Source organism: uncultured Bacteroides sp. (assembly GCF_902491285.1).
Lineage (GTDB): Bacteria > Bacteroidota > Bacteroidia > Bacteroidales > Bacteroidaceae > Bacteroides.
Window position 1 is genome coordinate 34,302 of sequence record NZ_CABUHK010000012.1, and the last position, 18,510, is coordinate 52,811.

Annotated in this window: 11 protein-coding genes; 7 read left to right on the top strand and 4 right to left on the bottom strand. The window is 44.0% G+C overall.

The window, feature by feature from the left end; genetic code table 11:
- Positions 1-264: 264 nt before the first annotated feature.
- From RDN93_RS04895 to RDN93_RS04910, 4 genes are all read right to left on the bottom strand, one after another.
- Positions 265-1,725: a catalase gene (locus RDN93_RS04895; RefSeq protein ID WP_308744454.1), complete on the bottom strand. Its 1,461-nt coding sequence runs from the start codon at positions 1,723-1,725 to the stop codon at positions 265-267.
- Positions 1,726-2,036: 311 nt separating this feature from the next.
- A complete protein-coding gene (locus tag RDN93_RS04900; RefSeq protein WP_308744455.1) occupies positions 2,037-3,371 on the bottom strand; it encodes an NADP-specific glutamate dehydrogenase in 1,335 nt (444 codons plus the stop codon).
- A 164-nt stretch (positions 3,372-3,535) separates the two neighbouring features.
- Positions 3,536-3,712, bottom strand: coding sequence for a hypothetical protein (locus tag RDN93_RS04905; RefSeq protein ID WP_308744456.1), 177 nt, complete (start codon positions 3,710-3,712; stop codon positions 3,536-3,538).
- Positions 3,709-6,000 (bottom strand): NADP-dependent malic enzyme, encoded by a 2,292-nt coding sequence (locus RDN93_RS04910; protein WP_308744457.1) that lies wholly within the window; start codon positions 5,998-6,000, stop codon positions 3,709-3,711. The genes RDN93_RS04905 and RDN93_RS04910 overlap by 4 nt, the downstream gene beginning before the upstream one ends.
- A gap of 269 nt (positions 6,001-6,269) precedes the next feature.
- Between RDN93_RS04910 and RDN93_RS04915 the strand changes: the two genes are divergently transcribed.
- The 7 genes from RDN93_RS04915 to RDN93_RS04945 all read left to right on the top strand — a co-directional run bounded on the left by RDN93_RS04915 (position 6,270) and on the right by RDN93_RS04945 (position 18,502).
- Positions 6,270-6,836, top strand: coding sequence for an RNA polymerase sigma-70 factor (locus tag RDN93_RS04915; protein WP_308744490.1), 567 nt, complete (start codon positions 6,270-6,272; stop codon positions 6,834-6,836).
- Between the two features lie 97 nt (positions 6,837-6,933).
- Positions 6,934-7,929: a FecR domain-containing protein gene (locus RDN93_RS04920; RefSeq protein WP_308744458.1), complete on the top strand. Its 996-nt coding sequence runs from the start codon at positions 6,934-6,936 to the stop codon at positions 7,927-7,929.
- Between the two features lie 225 nt (positions 7,930-8,154).
- The gene (locus tag RDN93_RS04925) at positions 8,155-11,397 is read left to right on the top strand and encodes a TonB-dependent receptor (protein ID WP_308744459.1); all 3,243 of its coding nucleotides are present in this window, start codon (positions 8,155-8,157) and stop codon (positions 11,395-11,397) included.
- A gap of 11 nt (positions 11,398-11,408) precedes the next feature.
- Positions 11,409-12,884, top strand: coding sequence for a RagB/SusD family nutrient uptake outer membrane protein (locus tag RDN93_RS04930; RefSeq protein WP_308744460.1), 1,476 nt, complete (start codon positions 11,409-11,411; stop codon positions 12,882-12,884).
- Between the two features lie 33 nt (positions 12,885-12,917).
- Entirely contained in the window at positions 12,918-14,303 is a 1,386-nt protein-coding gene (locus RDN93_RS04935; protein WP_308744461.1) for a DUF5016 domain-containing protein, read from the top strand.
- A gap of 38 nt (positions 14,304-14,341) precedes the next feature.
- Positions 14,342-16,852 carry a family 20 glycosylhydrolase gene (locus RDN93_RS04940; RefSeq protein ID WP_308744462.1) on the top strand — a complete coding sequence of 837 codons (2,511 nt, stop codon included), beginning with the start codon at positions 14,342-14,344 and terminating at the stop codon, positions 16,850-16,852.
- A gap of 21 nt (positions 16,853-16,873) precedes the next feature.
- Positions 16,874-18,502, top strand: coding sequence for a beta-N-acetylhexosaminidase (locus RDN93_RS04945; RefSeq protein ID WP_308744463.1), 1,629 nt, complete (start codon positions 16,874-16,876; stop codon positions 18,500-18,502).
- The last annotated feature ends 8 nt before the right edge of the window (positions 18,503-18,510 follow it).

Below are 18,510 nucleotides of genomic sequence, written 5' to 3' on the forward strand. Positions count from 1 at the left end.
AAAAACATGTTTTTTACTGCATTTATTAAAATGTATCGGGGATAATCCCGTTCTTTTATTCTTTTTTAAGCCCGAAAACAGTTAGTCCATAACCGTACATGAAATGAATAAAAAACAGAGTGCGGTTGTTTCTTTATCAGAATATAGATAAGGTGATATGCTTTGACTATTCACAAGAGGAAATATAACTGTCGGGAATAATATACAAAAAAGACTGTCTTGGAATTTTAAGACAGTCTTTCGTTCAATTCATCATTTTATTTCTTATTCTTTCAAAGCCTCTTGAAGATCAATGCCCAGTGCTTTGGCAACTCCTGTTCCGTATGCCGGATCGGCCTTATAGCAATTGCGCACGTGGCGCTGTTTGATGAACAATTCGGAATCTCCCATGGCGCGGGCTGTATTCTCGAACAATAATTGCTGTTCGTCTGCCGGCATCAGTCGGAACAAGTCACCCGGTTGGCTGTAATAGTCATCATCATATTCACGTTCATTGTAATTGTAAACTTCGCCTGTTACTTTGAGAGGCGGTTCTTTCATATCGGGAGAATCCTGCCATTCGCCGTAGCTGTTCGGCTCATACCCTTTTGCAGAACCATAGTTCCCGTCAACGCGCATTGCTCCGTCTCTATGATAGGCATGGAAAGGGCAGCGTGGCTTGTTTACTGGGATTTGTTCCGCATTCACTCCAAGACGGTAACGCTGTGCGTCACCATAAGAGAAGAGACGTCCTTGTAGCATTTTGTCGGGAGACAATCCGATACCGTCTACAAGATTCATCGGGTTGAATGCTGCTTGTTCCACTTCAGCGAAGTAGTTTTCCGGGTTGCGGTTCAATTCAAGGATGCCGACATCTTGTAAAGGGAAGTCTTTGTGCGGCCACACTTTGGTCAAGTCGAACGGATTAATGCGATAATTGTCCGCTTCTTCCTCTGTCATTAGCTGAATCTGGAATAACCATTTCGGGTAATCGCCTTTTTCGATACTCTCGAAGAGATCACGTTGATGTGATTCACGGTCTTTGGCAACGATAGCTTCTGCTTCCTGGTCTGTCAGATTTTTGATACCTTGCAAGGTGCGCAGGTGGAATTTCACCCAGATACGTTGGTTGTCTGCATTGATAAAACTATAAGTGTGGCTGCCGAATCCGTGCATATGACGATAAGAATAAGGAATACCGCGGGGGCTCATGGTGATAGTAACCTGATGCAAAGCTTCGGGCAGAAGCGTCCAGAAATCCCAGTTACTATTGGGGCTGCGCATGTTCGTCTTGGGGTCACGTTTGATGGCATGATTCAAATCTGGAAATTTGAGCGGGTCACGTAAAAAGAATACAGGTGTATTGTTTCCAACCAAATCCCAGTTTCCCTCCTCTGTGTAGAATTTCATGGCAAAACCACGGATATCGCGTTCTGCATCGGCGGCTCCACGTTCCCCTGCTACCGTAGAGAAACGTACGAAACATTCTGTTTGCTTTCCGACTTCACTGAAAATAGCTGCACGGGTGTACTTCGTAATGTCGTGGGTAACGGTGAAAGTTCCGTAAGCTCCTGAACCTTTGGCGTGCATACGTCTTTCCGGAATCACTTCACGATCAAAATGGGCAAGCTTCTCGATAAGCCAGGGATCCTGTAACATCACAGGTCCGCGTTGGCCTGCGGTTTGCGAGTTTTGATTGTCGGCGACGGGCCGTCCGTTCGCAGCAGTAAGTTTTTTCTTTTCCATAAATAGTTTTTTTAGTCGGAAGCTAAGCATAACTAAAACCGTAGTTCCCTTATCCTTTTATTCCGTGGTTTGTAATATGTAACAAAGATAGGCTTGTTTTGCTTGTCTGTCAAACAGATAATTTCTATCTAAAGATAGAGAATAACTATGAATAAATGTATCTACCGGCTGCTATTTATTTTTCTCACCGGAATAATTGGGCTGAGAGACGGGAGACAGCTCTGTTGGAATTGCATAAAAAAACTCCCGTTCTTCCTTTGGGAAGACGGGAGTTTTTTATAAACTATAGCTTGTTATATCTTATACGCTGATTATACGATACCTTGTGCCATCATTGCTTTGGCAACCTTCATGAATCCGGCTACGTTAGCACCTTTCACATAGTTTACGTATCCGTCAGCTTCAGTACCATACTGAACACATGCTTCGTGGATATTCTTCATGATGCTTTTCAGCTTCTCGTCAACTTCTTCAGCACTCCAGCTCAGTTTGATAGAGTTCTGAGTCATTTCAAGACCGGATACTGATACACCACCGGCGTTGGCAGCCTTGCCCGGAGCGTAAAGAATCTTAGCATCCTGGAATACTTTGATAGCTTCCGGAGTAGAAGGCATGTTTGCACCTTCGGAAACAGCAATTACGCCGTTTGCAACCAATTTCTTTGCATCGTCACCGTTAAGTTCGTTCTGAGTTGCAGAAGGCAGGGCAATATCAGCTTTTTCGCCCCAAGGACGAGCTCCTTCTACATATTTGCAGCCATATTTCTCTGCATATTCGCGGATACGGCCACGGTACAGGTTTTTCAGTTCCATGATGTAATCCAGCTTTTCGCGGTCGATACCGTCCGGATCGAAGATATAACCGTCAGAGTCGGACATTGTCAACACTTTGCCACCCAATTCGAGAACTTTTTCTGCAGTATATTGGGCAACATTACCGGAACCGGAGATCAGGCAAGTCTTACCTTTTAAGTCAGTACCCTTAGTTTTCAGCATTTCCATCAAGAAATAGATGTTACCGTAACCGGTAGCTTCCGGACGAATCAGTGAACCGCCGAATTCGCGTCCTTTACCGGTGAATGTTCCGGTGAATTCATGAGCCAGTTTCTTGTACATACCGAACATGAAACCTACTTCACGACCACCAACACCGATGTCACCGGCAGGAACGTCAGTCTCAGGACCCACGTGACGCCATAATTCAAGCATGAAAGCCTGTACGAAACGCATTACTTCCATATTTGACTTACCGCGCGGAGAGAAGTCGGAACCACCTTTACCGCCACCCATAGGCAGGGTAGTCAGTGAGTTTTTGAATGTTTGTTCAAAGGCAAGGAACTTCAAGATAGAAAGGTTTACAGATGCATGGAAACGGATACCGCCTTTGTACGGGCCAATCGCGTTGTTATGCTGAACACGGTAACCCATGTTCGTCTGAATGTTACCTTTGTCGTCCATCCAAGTCACGCGGAACTGATATACTCTATCAGGAATACACAGACGTTCGATCAAGTTTACTTTATCAAACTCCGGGTGTTTGTTGTATTCTTCTTCAATCGTAGAAAGTACTTCTTCTACTGCTTGATGATACTCCGGTTCATTGGGAAATCTTCTTTTCAGATCGTCTAATACCTTTGCTGCATTCATAATCTTTTTTTCTTTTATTGGTTGTTTAAAATTCGATTATCTATTTCTCTTATGCGGTTGCAAAAGTAAAGATAAAATTTGAACTGGCAAACATTTTATAAAGAAAAATGCGATAAAACATCAAATTTGATATTTTATCGCATTAAAAGTGAAAAAAAAGATATTTATTTGTTCTTTTTGATAGACTTATAGACGGGAATAAAGACTAATGCTGCCGAAATGATAAGCATTACTAGCGTCATTCCGTCAATCCGTTCTGCTTTTGTGAGAACTAAATAGCAAAGCGCCAGCCAAAGCAGGCTGACGCAAACTATTTGTGATTTTGATAACGGTCTTCTCATTTGCTTTCTTTTTTCTTTTTGTCTACGATAGCGTCAATCACGGCTACGGCAGTGATATTGACAATGTCGCGGACGGAACTTTCGAAGTCAGTGAAGTGGATAGGCTTGTTCAATCCCATCTGGATAGGGCCGATAAATTCTGTGTCGGGATCCATTGCCTGCAGCAGTTTGTATCCGGCATTTGCAGAACTCAGGTTCGGGAAGATCAGTGTGTTCACATCTTTACCTTTCAGGCGGGTAAACGGATATTTGGCATCACGCAGTTCGCGGTTCATGGCAAAGTTCACCTGCATTTCACCGTCGATAGCTAGTTCTGGATATTCCTTTTGCATATAGCTCACCGCTCCGTGTACTTTGACAGGGCTGCCGGAGGTGTCGGCACCGAAGTTGGAGTACGACAGCATCGAGATGACCGGTGTATGGTTGAAGAAACGGACTGTCTTGTCAGCCAGTTTGGCGATGTCAATCAAGGTTTCCGTATCCGGATGACGGTTGATCAGGGTATCTGCCAGGAAGTAAGTACCTTTCTTGGAGTTAAGAATGTGCATCGTTCCGAAATGATTGAATCCGGGTTGGATGCCGATTACTTCTTTGGCTACTTTGATAGTGTTGCTGTATCTTGTATAAAGCCCGGTGATGAATGCGTCGGCATCTCCGGTTTCTACCATCATCATACCGAAGTAGTTGCGTTCGAACATCTTGTCGTTGGCTTCTTCGTAAGTAAAACCTTCGCGTGCACGCTTTTCCGCAAGGATGCGTGAGTATCGTTCGCGGCGTTCCGATTCGTCCGGGTGGCGGAGATTGACGATTTCGATACCTTCCAGGCTGAGGTCGAGTTCTTCTGCCAGCTTGCCGATAGCTTCATCGTTTCCTAATAAGATAGGATGACAGATGCCTTCGGCTTTCGCTTCAACGGCAGCTTTCAGCATATTCGGGTGGATGCCTTCGGCAAACACTACACGTTGCGGATGGCGACGGGCTGTATCATACAGTTGGCGGGTCAGTTTGGACTCATATCCCATCAGTTCACGCAGATGTACGCAGTAAGCGTCCCAGTCTTTGATTTCGGTGCGGGCTACTCCGCTTTCCATAGCGGCTTTTGCTACGGCACAGGAAACTTCTGTGATGAGACGCGGGTCTACCGGTTTCGGGATGAAATATTCCGGGCCGAAAGAGAGGTTGTTTACATGATAGGCTGCATTTACGACATCAGGTACAGGCTGTTTTGCCAGATTGGCGATGGCGTGTACGGCGGCAATCTTCATTTCCTCGTTGATCGCTTTGGCATGCGTGTCCAATGCGCCACGGAAAATGTACGGGAAACCGATTACATTATTAATCTGGTTCGGATAGTCGGAACGTCCGGTTGCCATCAATACATCGGGGCGGGCTGACATCGCTTCTTCGTAGGAGATTTCCGGCGTAGGATTAGCCAGTGCAAATACGATAGGCATCGGAGCCATGCTGCGCACCATATCCTGGCTCAGCACATTTCCTTTCGACAGGCCGAGGAATACATCTGCGCCTTTGATTGCTTCTTCCAGTGTGTGGACATCTGTGCGGTCGGTGGCGAAGTATCTTTTCTGTTCGTTCAGGTCGGTACGTGTTTTGCTGATTACGCCTTTACTGTCCAGCATGACGATATTTTCGAGACGTGCACCCAGTGAAACATACAATTTAGTACAAGATACGGCAGATGCACCTGCACCGTTAACAACGATTTTCACATCTTCGATTTTCTTTCCGGCCACTTGCAGGGCGTTTACCAGTCCGGCACTGGAGATGATAGCCGTTCCGTGCTGGTCGTCGTGCATCACCGGGATATCCAGTTCTTCTTTCAGACGGCGTTCGATTTCGAAACATTCCGGTGCTTTTATATCTTCCAGATTGATACCACCGAAAGTAGGAGCGATAGCTTTCACCGCTGCGATGAATTTTTCGGGGTCTTTCTCGTCCACTTCGATATCGAAGACGTCAATACCCGCATAGATTTTGAAAAGCAGACCTTTGCCTTCCATTACCGGTTTGCCGCTCAATGCGCCTATATCACCCAGTCCGAGTACGGCTGTACCGTTAGAGATAACGGCAACAAGGTTACCTTTCGCAGTGTATTTATACGCGTCCTGTGGATTTTTCTCTATTTCGAGGCATGGTTCTGCTACGCCGGGAGAATATGCGAGTGCTAAATCTGTTTGTGTACTGTACGGTTTGGTAGGAACTACCTCAATCTTACCAGGTTTGCCCTGTGAGTGGTAGAGCAAAGCGGCTTCTTTGGTTATTTTAGCCATAGTATCTGTATTATTTATTAATAAGTTATCATTTGGCTGCAAATGTAGGAATAAAAGTTAGAAATTGTAGCCGATGGTTAGTAAATTCTATTAATTTTATATCAAAGAGACTGAATTTATGATATGATATACATTGGTTACGTGTTTATATCCTACTCTTTTTTAAAGGCTTCGATATTGATTTATTGAAATTTTAACGAGTGCTTTGATTGCCGTCTTTAGTTATTTCGTTATTTTTGAGTCCATATATGATTTAACCTTATATGATAATGATAACCACCCAACAACTTCAATTATTAAAAGATGGGAATAAAAATGCCTTTGAAGCCTTGTATCGTGCATACAATGCCCGCATTTATAATTTTGTTCTTTCTATGATAGGCAATGCCGGGGTGGCGAAGGATATTACGCAGGATATTTTTCTCCAAATTTGGGAGAAGCGGCTTAATATTGATCCGGAAGGGAATTTTGACGGCTATCTTTTTAAAATATCCCAAAATATGGTGTATCATTATGTAAGACGTGAACTTCTGCTTCAAAATTATGTGGATAAACTGTCGAATGAATCATCTGACGAATCGGTAGAGATAGACGGAGAGTTGGATTATTTATTTTTAGAAGAGTATATCCTGAAACTTATAGAAGAACTGCCTCCTGCCCGTCGGGAGGTATTTATGCTTTATTGGAAATCCGGACTGAATTATCGCGAGATAGCTGAACAGTTGAATATATCGGAAAAGACTGTTGCCACACAGGTACACCGCTCTTTGGATTTCTTGCGTGACAAACTGGGGATGATTGCCTTTTCTGTCTCTTTTTTCTTGCATAATATTTAATATCGAACTTTTAATAAAAGTTAATATCTAAATTATCTCCATTTTCTTGTAGTCTTTTTCTTTCTCTCAAGACTAGTATATATAGAACAGGAAAATTATGGAGCAACACGATTACATAGTACTATTGGAAAAATTCTTCAAGAAGAAGGCCTCTTCTGAAGAAAGAAGGATACTTATTGAATGGATTCGTAAACCGGGAATTCGGGAGAAGTTTAATTCGCTTTGCGAGCAAATGTGGAAAGGAGCGGCTGTCGGAATAGATAAGACAGTGGAAGAGGAAATGTGGAATCATTTGCAGAAGAATTTGGATGAACCCAAAATTTTGTATCCGAAGAAGCGGCGTTGGCAACCTATTATATATAAGGTGGCGGCCACCATATTATTGCCGGTTTGTTTGGGCCTGGCCACTTATTGGGGAGTAGAACATATTAATAAGTTATCACAGGAGCCTTTCATGGTTGCAGTAGATTACGGGCAGAAAGCGAATCTTACTTTACCTGATGGAACGAAAGTCTGGTTAAATTCGGCTACTCATCTTTCTTATGATGCGGAATACAACAAATCCGACCGAAAGATTTATTTAGACGGAGAAGCCTATTTTGAAGTGGCAAAAAACAAAGACAAGCGTTTTATCGTTTGTTGCAATGACTTGGAGATAGAAGCACTGGGAACCACTTTTGATGTGAAGGGGTATGGTGACGATCTTTCCGTCACGACACTGCTGGCAGAAGGAAGTGTCAGGGTTTCTAATGAAACGAATGCCATATTGTTGAAACCCGGAGAGAAGGTAGAGTATCATAAGAACAGGCAGACATTTATTAAATCGGCCATCTCGGATATGCGTGAAATCGATTTCTGGCGGAATAATATGTTGATTTTTAATTCAGCGCCTTTAGCGGAGATTGCGACTACGTTGGAGCGGATGTACGGAGTGAAAGTCGTGTTTGACTCGGAAAAACTGAAGAATGTGCCGTTTTCCGGAACCATTCGGAACAGCAGCTTGCATAATGTATTTTACATAATAAGCCTTACTTATCCTATAACCTATGAGTTAGAGGGAGATACGGTGAGAATAGGAAGTAGTATTAACTAAAAATGACGATTTATGGAAGACACCTCATAATAAAAAAAGAGGGTAGAACTATGTAGCAGCATAATTCTACCCCGAATCAAATACGGTTTATACATGATAGTAAAAAAGAATCTTTCCTTATAACGAATAAGGGAAAGGGAATCCTTTTTGCATCACGGTTTGACAAAGATAATAAAAAGTCTGGCTTTCAGACTTATATTTTAAAGAATTTAAAGCTAATTACTAATGAGAAAACAATTACATATCATATTCAAGCTTGTTATGTTCTGTTGTATATTGTTGTTCGTGTCTCAAGAGGTTAGTGCGCAGATCACTTTCTCTGTGAAGAATCAGACATTACGCCAGACGATACGAGTGATTGAGAAGAAAGCTGATTATAGCTTCTTTTATACAGATAAGCTTCCCGGATTGGATCAAAAGATTTCGTTGACAGTGAACAATGAAAGTATCGATACAGTTTTAGAAAAAGTTTTCAAAGGATCATCTATTAGTTATAAAATAGAATCGGGCAAGCAAGTGGTGCTTACCCTCAAAACCGGGCAGAACACCTCCCGGAAAGGAAATAAGAAAACAATAACCGGTGTCGTAGCCGACCGGCGGGGGGAACCTTTGATTGGTGTCACTGTGAGAGTGGAAGGAGAGAATATTGGAACTGCCACCGATATAGACGGGCGTTTCTCCTTGGAAGCTCCTGTAGGGGCAAAAATCAGTTTTTCTTATATAGGTTACGTTTCCCAGTCTCATACGGTTAATAACCAGAACGTATATAATATATCTTTGAGTGAAGACTCACAAGTACTGGAAGAGGTTGTCGTAGTGGGTTATGGCTCTATGAAACGGAAAGACATTACAACTGCGGTATCTGTGGTTTCTACAGCGGATATTGAAGAACGTCCGATCATGACGGCTGCACAAGCAATTCAGGGAAAGGCGGCAGGTATTCAAGTTGTGCAACCATCGGGTATGCCGGGATCCGGTGTAACAATCCGGGTGAGAGGTGCCACCTCGGTACAGGCATCCAATGAACCGTTGTACGTAGTGGACGGTTTGCCGTCGGATGACATCTCGAATATCAGCCCGAACGATATTGAAAGTATGCAAATTCTGAAAGATGCATCATCTGCAGCTATTTACGGAGCACGTGCGGCGAATGGAGTAGTGTTGATTACTACTAAAAGAGGAAAGATTGGTGCACCGCAAGTGAAAATGAGTGCTTATGTGGGTTTTTCTAAATTAGGGAAGAAGATAGATGCCTTGAATACGGAGCAATATAAAGACCTGATGAAAGACTTGAAAGCTGTTTCGGACGTTGCTCCCAATATCCCTGAAAGTGAAACACGCTATGTGGACTGGACTGATTTATTCTTCGGTACGGGTGTCAATCAGAATTATCAATTGTCTGTGGCAAATGGAAGTGAGAAACTGCAATATTTTGTGTCCGGAGGATATTCTGACGAACAAGGTATTGTGGAGAAGGCTCATTTCAACCGGTATAATTTTCGCGCGAATCTGGATAGCGAGCAAACAAAATGGTTGAAAATGGCGCTTAATTTTGCTTATTCGCATACGGGCGGACAATGGGTGAACGAGAGCCGTAGTTCTTTACGTGCCGGTTCCATCTTGTCTGTAGTGAATACTCCTCCGTTTATGCAGAAGTGGAATCCGTATGATCCGAATGAATACGATGAACAGGCTTACGGTGCGCGTATCTTGAATCCGCTGGCTGCCAATGCTGCGGACAGTAACACGAATACTGATCATATTAATGGTTCGCTCGGATTCACGGTTGACATATACAAAGGTCTGAAGTTTAAAACGACTTTTGGAATTGAACTGACTAATGAGCATTGGGACTACTATCTGGATCCGATTTCAACTTCGGACGGACGGGGTACAAAAGGACGCGTGGAAGAGAGTTTCTCCCGAAACTTTGAATGGCTTTTTGAGAATTTGTTGACCTATGATTGTTCATTCAACAAACATAACATTTCTGTTATGGGAGGAGCTACCCAGCAGCGTGCACAATATAACGCTTCTTGGATGGCAGGTTTCGACTTGGCGGATTCTTATCCCGATATTCATTCCATCAGTGCCGCCAACCAGTTGGATAAGGATGCTTGCGGTTCTTCTGCTTCCGCATGGACACTGGCTTCTTTTTTGGGTCGCGTAGCTTATAATTATGACAGCCGTTATTTACTGACGGTTAACTTCCGTGCTGACGGTTCTTCCCGTTTTGCTCCGGGACATCGTTGGGGTACTTTTCCTTCTGTTTCCGCTGGCTGGAGAATTTCAGGCGAGAAGTTCATGCAACCTTTGCAAGACATTGTAACCGACATGAAGCTACGTGCCGGATGGGGTATGAACGGTAATCAGGGAGGTTTTGGAAACTATGCCTACATGGCTGCCATGAGTGTTAGTAAACTGCCGGTTTCGGAAGGTAATTTATATCCGGGACTTGCCATTAAACCCGGTTCGGCGGCCAATAAAGAACTGACTTGGGAGAAGACAAGCCAATGGAATCTGGGACTCGACCTGACAATGTTTGATTCTCGCTTATCCTTCTCAGTGGACGCTTACTACAAAAAAACAACCGATTTGTTACTGACTGTCAGCTTACCGGAGAATGTAGTGCCGAGCAGTGTGACAAGAAACGATGGTGAAATGGTGAATAAAGGTATGGAGTTCACTGTCTCTTCCCAGAATTTTAAAGGTAACTTCCAGTGGAATACCGATTTCAATATCTCTTTCAACCGGAATAAGTTGACGAAGCTCGGCTTGAATAAAGTCTATTATTATGCTGAAATGTATGAATCCAAGGAGAAAGCTGTCATCCTGAAAGAAGGTCTTCCGTTGGGAACATTCTTTGGGTATATATCCGAAGGTGTCGATCCGGAAACAGGGGATATTATCTATCGTGATCTGAATGGTAACGGTTTTATTGATCCTGAAGATCGAACCACTTTGGGAAATGCCCAACCCAAGTTCATTTACGGTATGACGAATACATTTTCGTATGCCGGTTTTGACTTGTCTGTTTTCTTGCAGGGAAGTCAGGGCAATAAGATTTTTAACGCGTCGCGCATCGATATGGAAGGTATGACAGACTTTAGAAATCAGTCGGTTCGTGTATTGGAACGTTGGAAACGACCGGGTATGATTACCAATGTCCCCCGCGTTGGTAATACGGAGAATAATCACAACTCCTCCCGTTTTGTGGAAGATGGATCTTATTTGCGCCTGAAAACAGTCACTTTATCCTATAATTTTCCAAAGAAATGGTTGAATAAGATACATCTGTCCCAATTGCAGGCTTACGTCACCGGGCAGAACCTTCTCACATTGACAAAATACAAGGGATACGATCCTGAGGTAAATGCTTTTGGAGGCGACTCCGTTGCTCAAGGAGTGGACTATGGTACTTATCCTCAATCGAGGGCGGTAATTTTTGGTTTGAATGTTGAATTTTAATAGGTGCGAAAATGAAAAACATAATAAAGTTAGCTAATGTCGTGCTCTGTGTCTTATTTGTTTCATGCAGTGATTTTCTGGATGAGAAACCGCAATCGGATTTTATGCAGGAGGGTACCGGAACAGAAGATCAGGAGTCTAAATATGGAAGTCTGGCAGATGCGCAAGCCGAGTTGCAGGGCGTATATGAAAGCTTTAAGGCAGATATATTCCAGTCGGAAAATTACACCATTGGAGATGTGCAGTCCGATAATTGCTATATTGGCGGAGATGGTGTGGCCGAACAGGAGTTTGATTTGTTGAAACTGACCTCTACCAACTATAAAGTGGAACTGGTCTGGTCGCAATATTATTCGATGGCGGGTACTGCAACCAGTGTGATTGAAAATACGAAAATGATGGACCCTTCTTCTACTGTAGCAGAAGAACGTAACCGTGTCATTGCGGAAGCCAAGTTCTTGCGGGCATGGGCATATTTTGATATTGTCCGTTTGTGGGGAGATGCTCCGATGGTGCTGGATTTGATTCCGACCATTACTGCCGAGAACCTGGATAAATGGTATCCGGTGATGTATCCGGAACGTTCTGCCGCAGATAAAATCTATGATCAGATTCTGGATGATCTGAATGAGGAAAATACCATTCGTTATCTGGTAAGCAAGAATAAGGGGATTTTCCAGGCCACCAAAGGCGCCGCTTATGCTTTGCGTGCCAAGGTGTTGGCAACCAGAGGAGAGAAATCAACACGCGACTATGCCAAAGTGGTTGAGGCTTGCGACAAAGTGATAGCGGAGGGTTATACGCTGGTCAGCAACTTTGATGAGTTGTGGCAACCTGACAAGAAATTCTCTTCAGAAAGTATCTTTGAAGTCTATTACACCTCCGATGCTCCCAACTGGGCTTATTGGGTGTTGCTGAAAGAAGACGACGGCTCGGTGACCTGGAGACGTTATTGTACGCCTACTCATGACTTGGTTGCTAAATTCGACAAGGAGAAAGATACTCGTTATGCATCCAGTATCCTTTGGAAATCGGTTCCTTATGACACCTATTGGCCGGCAGACAGTTATCCGTTGTCTTATAAAATTCGTGAGAAGACTTCCAACATTATTCTGATGCGATTGGCGGATATACTCTTGTTGAAAGCCGAAGCACTGGTAGAGTTAGACCGCACTCCGGAAGCGATTCGAATCGTGAACGGCATTAGAGAACGTGCGGGGTTTGCTCCCTCTTCTCTGGATGAGAATATGGGACAGGCTAGGGGCCGCTTGGCGGTAGAGAATGAACGTCAATTGGAGTTGTATATGGAAGGTCAGCGCTGGTTTGACCTGGTGCGTAATAACCGTTTGCTGGAAGTGATGCAGAAACATAAAGACAAAGATGGCAGATTGCTGTTTGCAGGTTTGCAGGCTTTCCGGCAGTTGTGGCCGATTCCTCAAGGAGAGAAAGATAAAAATACCAATCTGACTCAAAATGAAGGTTATTAATGAAAAGAGGAACGTAAAACTTTAAAAGAAAAAATGATGAAACACAATAATTTGTTTTTATGGTTGCTGGGGCTAACCGTTTGCTGGCTGGCTTCATGTAGCGAAGAAGATGGTCGGGTGAAGTATCCATATTCATGTCCTGAACTATCAGGACTACAATTCTCGACTACCGATCAGACTCCTGCAGCTGATTCTCTTTATTTCTCTGTAAAGATTCACGATCCGGAGACTCCTTTGTCTACGCTGGAAGTGAAATTGATGGTAGGTGAAACCTTGGTAAGTTCACAGTCGATCCGTACGAAAGGCACTGATGTGTCGATTGTTGAGAAAGGAATTTATATTCCGTTTGTGGCAGACTTGGAAGAGAACCAGGAAGCTAAAGTAGTATTGACTGCCATCAATGTGGAAGGTAGTGAAGTCACTCAAACGTTTGATTTCCATATCGTCCGTCCACAGATTCCGGAAGTGCTCTATCTTCACTATAATGGTGAGGTGGTAGAAATGGCCCGAAGCGCAGAGAATCCTTATCTGTATCTTACGGAAGTTTCCGGCTCGGAAGAGGGCTATCCGATGGAGCTGACTGGAAAAATCTCCACTACGGAATCATTGGACGATGCGGAATTGATTTGGGGAGCTGCTGAAAAGAGTAATACAGCTGTCCTTATTGAAGCATCGGGACCCAGCTTTGCCTTTGATTACCGGGATTGGTTTGTTGAACAGATCACTTTCGACGTGATGACTTTTAAATTGGGTGTCGTCGGTTTCCAGAAGAACCTGAAAATTAAAGAAACCGAGTTGATAGCCAGTGAAGGACTTTTCCGTGCCCAGATTAGCTTTACTCAAGGTGAAGAATTTGAAATGAGTGGATTTGAAGATGTGGAACATGCTTACAACCGCGATTTCTTTAGTTATAATCCGGACAATGGTAAGTTTACCTTCCTGCGCAAATCAGGTACTTGGGAAATCTATTATTCTTCTAAATATAACTATATTTGGGTTGCCCGGATGGGCGATGTGGCACCTGCTTGCTTCTGGCTGGCTGGACATGGATTCACTAGTGCTCCTATCTGGAATACGGATTATGATACCAATGATGGCTGGAATATGGAAGATATATTGCAGTTAGGATATATTGTCCCGATTGGTGAACAGAAGTATCAGACTACCGTATATTTGAGTAATACTCATAAATGGGAGTCTTTTGAAATCGAAATTTATAGCGATTTGCAATGGAATAAAGATAAAGGTATGTTGCTGCAAGAAGGTTCATTATCCGGTGATACGGATGGAATTGAAATATCGGCTTCCAATGGAATAACGAGTGGCGACGGCTTCGTACCTGGCTATTACCGTCTGACTTTCGACACTTCGCAGGGAGTAGGCAAAGAAACATTGCACATCGAACGATTGAGTGATTAATGTCTGAAAGAGTGATATATAGAATAACAGGAAAGCCTATGAGAAATATACTATATACGATAGGGGGAAGTCTGTGTCTCCTGCTGCTCATGACCGGCTGTAAATCGGCTGACGGGGCGAAAGCCCCCGTGTCATTGACTTGGGAGATGGGAGCTGCCGAAGTGCAGCCCGGCTACTATGAGAACTCATTTATCCTGAGGAATATATCAGATGCTCCTTTGGGAAAGGACTGGATCATCTATTATTCGCAGTTGCCTCGTGAGATTCTTCAAGACGAATCTGCATCGGTCAAGGTAGAGGTAGTAAATGCGAACTTCTTCCGGATGTATCCGGCGGAAAACTTCCAGCCATTGGCACCGGGAGACTCGCTGATTGTGACGTTCTGTTGTACCAATGGACTGAAAAAACTGTCACATGCTCCCGAAGGTACTTACTGGGTGAGTCAGGCAGGCGGCAAGCAAGGTACTCCCTTGCCTGTCGGGCTGACTATCTATCCGCTGCAAGGAATGGAGTCGGAAAGCTGGTATCCTGCACCTGATAGAATATATGCTTCAAACTTGGCGTTAGAGACTACTGCCAAGTTGCAACAAACTGATATTTTCCCGTCAGTAAAGGAAGCGTTTCCGGCTGTCGGTAAAGAAGACGTTACCATAGAAAATAAGGTGAAACTGACTTTTCATCCCGATTTTGCCAACGAAGCAGGATTGCTGAAAGAAAAGTTGGAAACACTCTATGGGTTGGAAGTCATTTCCGAAGCACCGGTAACGGTTCATCTGGATTATTTGCCGCAACAGGAGACGGCTGCGAATGACGAATACTATCGGATGGACACAGGAAATAGTCTGATCAATATTTCAGCTCCTACTTCGCACGGCATTTTCAATGGCACGCAAACCTTGCTCTCTCTCTTGAAAGGACAAGAGAAACCGTTTCGTTTGGAAGCTGTATCTATCCGGGACTATCCCGACTTGCCATACCGTGGACAAATGTTGGATATTGCCAGAAACTTCACGACGGCAGACCAATTAAAGAAACTGGTAGACGCTATCTCTTCTTATAAACTGAACGTGCTGCATTTCCACTTTTCGGATGATGAAGGCTGGCGTCTTCAGATTCCCGGTCTGGAAGAACTGACTTCGGTCGGTGCACGTCGGGGACACACCACGGATGAACTGGAATGTTTGTATCCGGGCTACGATGGCAACTATGATCCATCTGCGTCTACCTCTGGCAACGGGTATTATACTCGTGAAGAGTTTATAGATTTATTGCGTTATGCAGCTCAAAGACATGTGCGTGTGATCCCGGAAATAGAGTCTCCGGGGCATGCACGGGCGGCAATTGTGTCCATGAAAGCACGTTATCATAAATATATAAACACCGATCCTGAAAAGGCCGTCGAATATTTGTTGAGTGACGCGCAAGATACTTCCCGCTATGTTTCCGCACAGTCTTATACGGATAACGTGATGAATGTGGCATTGCCCTCCACGTATCGGTTTATGGAAAAAGTGATTCGTGAGCTGATTGCTATGTATGAAGAAGCGGAGGTACCTTTGACTACCATTCACTTGGGAGGCGATGAAGTGCCTGATGGAGCTTGGATGGGTTCGCCTGTCTGCCGGGCATTTATGGATGAACATGGAATGACGAGTGCGCATGAACTGTCTGAATATTACATAACGAAAATGGCAGACTATCTGCAACAATATCATGTGCAGTTCAGCGGCTGGCAGGAAGTGGCGTTAGGACATCCGGAAGCTGCCGATCGCCATCTGAACAAATTGGCAGCAGGTGTATATTGCTGGAATACAGTTCCCGAATGGGAAGCGGATGAAATTCCTTATCAGGTAGCCAACAAAGGCTATCCGGTGATTCTCTGTAACGTGAACAACTTTTATCTGGATTTGGCTTATGATGCTCATCCCGATGAAAGAGGGCTTTCGTGGGCCGGATATGTGGATGAATCCAAAGGCTTTTCCATGCTTCCATATGATATCTATCGTTCTTCGCGTACTGATATGGCAGGTAATCCGGTGGATTTGGACATCGCGGGAAGAGGGAAAACGACTTTGACCGCATCTGGCAAGGAACATATCCAAGGAGTGCAAGCGCAACTGTTTGCAGAAACCATCCGTGATTTTAAATGGGTGGAATATTATACTTTCCCTAAAATCCTCGGACTGGTGGAACGTGGGTGGAATGCTTTTCCCGCTTGGAGTACACTGACAGGAGAGAAAGAACGTCTGGCTTTCAATAAGGCATTGGCTCTGTTCTATTCGAAAGCGAGTGAAAAGGAAATGCCTCATTGGGCGTCCCGAAGTATTAATTTCCGTTTGCCTCATCCCGGACTTTGCATCAAAGGGGGGAAACTCTATGCTAACACCTCTGTCCGGGGAGGAGAGATACGCTATACGACTGATGGAACAGAACCTACTCCCCATTCGGAGCTTTGGACAGTTCCTGTAGCCTGTGATGCTTCTGTAGTGAAGGCTAAACTATTTTATTTGAATAAAGAAAGTGTGACTGGCACTCTCAAAGTAAATTAATCCACAAAAAGTAGATAAATTATGAACTATAATAAGATAAAAAGATGTGGTATATTATTCCTGTTGGGAATAGGTGCGATTACATCATTGTCATGCAATGACAATAATAATGGGGGATATCCGGACCGGGTGCCGACCCGCTTGTCGGTAATGCCTTTGCCGGAAAGAGTTGATTATAAGGAGTCGGTGGTCGCTCTTCCGCAGAATGTGACTGTTAGCCGGAATATCCCGGCCTCTACGTCACAACTGCTGAAGACCACGCTGGAAGAGGAACTGTCTCTTTCAGTAAGTGATGCTTCCAACGATGATGCTTTTATCCGGGTGAAACAAGAGTCTGATTTGCCCAAAGAGGCATATCGCCTGACCGTTAGCAAAGAGGGAGCCTGTATCTATTATTCAACGGAAATCGGGCTTCTTTGGGGAGTCCAGACGTTGAGGCAAGCACTCGAACAAGCTAATTCCTTCACTTCGGGAAACTCGAAATATCTTCCGGTGGTAGATATAAATGATGCTCCCAAATACGACTGGCGCGGATTCCATATCGATGTGGTACGCCATATGTTTACGGTTGATTATCTGAAAAAGGTGATAGACTGTTTGTCTTTTTACAAGATCAACAAGCTTCACTTGCATCTGACCGATGATCAGGGCTGGCGCATCGAAGTGAAAAAGTATCCTTTGCTGACACAGGAAGGAAGCTGGCGTGACTTCGATGAGTATGATAAGAGATGTGTGGAACTTGCACAGCAGGATTATAACTACGAGATAGATCCCCGTTTTGTGAGAAACGGTTCACAATATGGCGGCTATTATACGCAGGAAGAGATGAAAGGACTGGTGAGTTATGCATTGGAAAGAGGTATTGATATTGTTCCCGAAATAGATATGCCAGGACATTTCTCCGCGGCTATCAAAGTATATCCCGAATTGTCGTGTACGGGGGAAGCAGGTTGGGGAGAAGAATTCTCTTATCCTATCTGTCCTTCCCGCTTGGAAAACTACCAGTTTGTGCAGTCCATTATTGATGAGATGGTTGAAATATTCCCTTCGGAATATTTTCATATAGGAGCGGACGAAGTGGAAAAGGATAACTGGGAACAGTGTGAAGCATGTCAGCGATTGATGCAGCAGGAAGGTTATCAAAAAGTGGATGAACTGCAAAACCGCTTTGTGAAGATCATGATGAACTATGTGAAAGGCAAAGGAAAGAAAGTGATGGGATGGGACGATGCTTTTCTTGAAAAAGAGCCACAGGACTTGATCTATACTTATTGGCGCGACTGGTTGCCCGATCAACCGGGAAAGATTACCCAAAAAGGGTATCCGATCATATTTATGGAATGGTCTCGTTTCTACTTGAGTGCGACGCCTTCGGACGAAGGGTTAAGTTCTTTGTATAACTTTGAGTTCGAACCTCAGTTCCCGGGTATCATAAAGCAGAATGTGTTAGGTTTCCAAGCTTGTGTCTGGACAGAAATGATTCCTAATGAACGGAAGTTCGGTCAGCATGTATTCCCTTCTCTTCAGGCCTTTTCAGAATTGGCATGGGGAAGTGACCGTAACTGGATTGATTTTACCAATCGTCTGAAATGGCATGTCAGATGGTTGAATGCAAATGGATTTTATTTAACCAAGCCGGGATTTATTTAATCCCGGTG